We start from the raw sequence: 3,821 nt of genomic DNA, 5'->3' as shown, positions 1-3,821 counted from the left end.
AAAACAATCCCAAAGCCATTGCGCGCGTTTTTCGGGCAACGGTAAAACTAGCCTCCCATTTTGAACTCATTGGCGGAAGCCTTGTTGCTGGTGATAGTACCAAACTCAGAGCACAAAACTCCAAGAAAAATAATTTTAATTCTAATAAAATAGAGCGTCACATTGCCTATATCGATGCTAGACTCGAAGAATATAACGCGGCTTTAGCCAAAGAAGATGGGGATGTTTTAGAAAAACAAATTATTGCAAAAAAGATAAAAAAACACAGTATTCAAAAGCAAAAATACATTGGGTATCAAAACACCATCGATACTACAGGGGTTACCCAAATTTCGACTTCGGATCCTGATAGTCGCCAAATAATGACGCGAAACAACATCTCGGAAGTCGCCTACACGGTACAAACTACAGTGGGTGCGCTGCATAACATTCCAATTGATTTCAAGGTGACCAATGAAAACGATTCCAAAGCCATGGGCGGCATGTTGCGCCGAAGCAAAACCATTTTAGGTCATGCTAATTTTATAGCAGTTTATGACAAAGGCTATCACACCGGCAGCGAATTTGACTACGCTAACCGTCTTGGTATCGATGTTTTAGTGGCTATTCCTGGCGTATCTGCACACGCACCTGATACCGCTTTTGATGTAGAATATTTTAAATACAACAAAACCACCGATTCCTATACCTGTCCTGCCAATGAAACCCTGACCACCAACGGAAATTGGTACGCCAAAAAGAACGGCAAATCAATAACCCAGATGAAGCATTACAAAACTAATGCGTGTTTGACTTGTCAACTTTATAAAAAATGTACCAAAAATGTCAAAGGCAGACTCATTGAACGCTCCCAATACGCTGATTTAATTTTTCAAAATAAAGTACGAATCGAAAATAATTATGAAGTCTATCGCAGAAGGCAAGCCATAGTGGAACATCCATACGGTGTCATTAAAAGACAATCGGATTTTTATTATATCATGACCAAAAAAACCATCAAACGCGCCTCAGCCGATGTAGGATTGATTTTCTGTGCCTACAATCTGCGCCGAATTTTTAATTTAATAGACCAAAATCTACTAAAACAATATCTAAAAGTATTGGCTTTGTATTTTGGGGTTCTAACAGCAGTTTTTAACGCTTTTTACGGATTGTTTTGTTTTAAGAATGAAGAATGCTTTTTTCCAAAAAGAGTTTCAATTGTAGTTTAAATCATATATATATATATATATATATATTTACTTACTGATTAACTAAAATGAGTTCGTTTAGAGGTTTTTAGACGAAGTGACGTTATGGGCAATTATATGACCACACAATGAAGAAACAACTAACATTTTTATTCCTGACTTTGACAATTACTGTTTTTGGACAAGTTGAACAAAAGAAAACTCCGACTGACTTTATACCAAAAGGATATGTAATTCATAAGTATGAAGGCGGAATTTCATCTGGAAGTTGGGACAAAATAAAAGGAGACTTAAACAAAGACGGATTGGAAGACATCGTTCTTATAATTAAAGGAACTGATAAAAGTAAAATCATAAAAGATGATAATCGTAGTGAATTAGACCGAAATCGTAGAGGTATTATTGTATTATTCAATAAAGGAGGTTTTTATGAATTAGTCACAAAAAATTATGATTGTTTTTCTTCCGAAAACGAAGATGGCGGAGTATATTTTGCTCCTGAACTTTATGTTGAAATAAAAAAAGGGAAATTATACATCAGTTATGGACACGGTAGATACGGGAATTGGGGTTACACATTTAGGCATCAAAATGGCGATATGGAATTAATCGGTTATGACTCTTATTCAAGTCGTGGTCCAGTTCCGCAATATGAAGTGAGTATAAATTTTTTGACTAATAAGAAACTAACAAGGGATAATCTAAATAAGGATGAAGACGGAGATGAATATACTACAGATAATTTTAAAGAAACTTGGGAAAATATAAAAAAGAAAAATATGTTAAGATTATCTGAAATAAAGAATTTTGACGAACTTGAATTTTGAGTTATAAAAAAACTGGGCAAACAGTTTGGTTTCGTTGCGTGCGCAGCACCAACAATGAAACCCGTGTTGAACAGCCTGTCCCGTTTTTACGGGAGAACCGAGTACCTGCCGTCAACACTATGGAATTATCGTAAAGATTGTAGCGGTATTTTCAAGAGGATTTTGTTCCTCTTTTTTTGCGGAGTGGTTTCAGCTTGGTTTTTTTCATATTTTCCTTCACTTTTAAACACAAATTACCTTACCCATAAAATCAACTTTTACAGGAACTTGAACTTTGGCTACCGCCAAGATACCAAGAAGGCGGACCGCGCTGGTCAAAAACTGCTATTCGGTGTAAATCGCAAACTCTTCGCAAAATGCACTAAAAATGCCAAAGGCAAAATCATCGAACGCTCCTAATACGCCCATTTGATTTATCAAAACAAGGTTAGAATCGAAAACAATTACGAAGTATATCACAGAAGGCAAGCTATAGTGGAAATTCCATAGCCTGTCCCGCTCTTCGCGGGAGAGTGATAAAACGCCAATCGGACTTTTATTATATCATGACCAAAAAAACCATCAAACGCGCCTCAGCCGATGTAAGATTGATTTTCTGTGCCTACAATCTGCGTCGAATTTTTAACCTGATTGACCAAAATCTACTCAAACAATATCTAAAAGTATTGGCTTTGTATTTTGGGGTTCTAAGAGCAATTTTTAAAGCTTTTTATGGACTGTTTTATTTTGATACTCCTAAAGGGACTTTTCCCAGAAAGAATTTTAATTGTAGTTTAAATCACATATATTTACTCACTGATTAACAAAATACTATTCGTTTAGAGGTTTTTAGACGAACTGACGTTGGCAGTAATATTAAAAAACCGAAAATGGAAGAAAATTCACCTACTTACCAATTGATTAAAGGATCACCTAATGTTCTCTCAATGATTTATCAAGATTGTGCACAACCTTCTATCAAAAAAATTGGAATTGCTCTCGAAACTATATTTGAAATTAGTAATACTATTTTACTACCATTAAAATTGTCAAGTGAAAAAGCGAAAATAAATTTCACAAAAAGTTTGGATGCTTACAGAGAAAAAATAGACAAAATAGATAATAGTAAATTGATAGATGTACCTACAATTTTAGGTATTCCAATTATTGATAGGTTAACGTATGTAACTAATAGAGAAATTGCTGATCTATATGTACGCTTATTAGCTAAAGCATCTTCAATAGATACTATTAATGAAGCACACCCAACTTTTATTCATATAATTGATAGAATGACAGTCGATGAAGCAAGAATTATAAATCATATTGAAAATCTAAATTCAATACCTTTTATAAATATTGTTAGTCGCTCGAAAGACAATCACGCTGAATATGTAAAACAAGCATGGAACTTAACTGCTTTAGAAAAAGATTTAGATTTAATTTGTCCAAATAATATAGATTTGTATTTGGACAATTTGGTTAGTTTACAAATCATAGAAGTACAAGGCAATTCTTTTAAGGTTGACGAAGATCTGTATATTAATCTTGAAAAAAAATATTCTGAATTGATAGTTTCTTATGAGGAATGGAATACAAAAAATGTAGAATATAATCCAAAATGTGAAATCCAAAAAAGATTTTATGAAGTTACAGAGTTGGGAAAATTATTCATAAAAGCTTGCCGAAAATAAATACTACTGCCAACAGCTAGGGTTCCTATGTAAAGCAGACTTAAGTTATTAACAACTTTTTAAACTGAGCGATATCTTGATGTTTTTCGAGTAAAAAATGCCATCCCCAGCGGCTTGTTGGAAAAGTTGGA

Annotated in this window: 3 protein-coding genes; all 3 read left to right on the top strand. The window is 34.0% G+C overall.

Annotated features, from left to right (window positions below; genetic code table 11):
• A partial coding sequence (locus tag ACP7AV_RS17060; protein WP_426092995.1) for a transposase occupies positions 1-1,211 on the top strand: 1,211 nt, incomplete at its 5' end.
• Between the two features lie 107 nt (positions 1,212-1,318).
• On the top strand, positions 1,319-2,017 hold the full coding sequence (locus tag ACP7AV_RS17055) for a hypothetical protein (protein ID WP_426092994.1): 699 nt from the start codon (positions 1,319-1,321) through the stop codon (positions 2,015-2,017).
• 869 nt (positions 2,018-2,886) lie between these two features.
• Positions 2,887-3,690, top strand: a complete 804-nt coding sequence (locus tag ACP7AV_RS17050) for a DUF4393 domain-containing protein (RefSeq protein WP_426092993.1) — start codon at positions 2,887-2,889, stop codon at positions 3,688-3,690.
• Positions 3,691-3,821 lie beyond the last annotated feature (131 nt).

Source organism: Flavobacterium sp. DSR3-2 (genome assembly GCF_049896525.1).
Taxonomy (GTDB): Bacteria; Bacteroidota; Bacteroidia; order Flavobacteriales; family Flavobacteriaceae; genus Flavobacterium.
The sequence above is the reverse complement of the archived record's forward strand: the minus strand, read 5'-3'. Positions and strand labels throughout refer to the sequence as shown.

What these genes read in the sequence shown, in the direction of transcription:
- ACP7AV_RS17055 (WP_426092994.1), top strand. Translation starts at nt 1,319, where the DNA reads ATGAAGAAACAACTAACATTTTTATTCCTGACTTTGACAATTACTGTT.
- ACP7AV_RS17050 (WP_426092993.1), top strand. Translation starts at nt 2,887, where the DNA reads ATGGAAGAAAATTCACCTACTTACCAATTGATTAAAGGATCACCTAAT.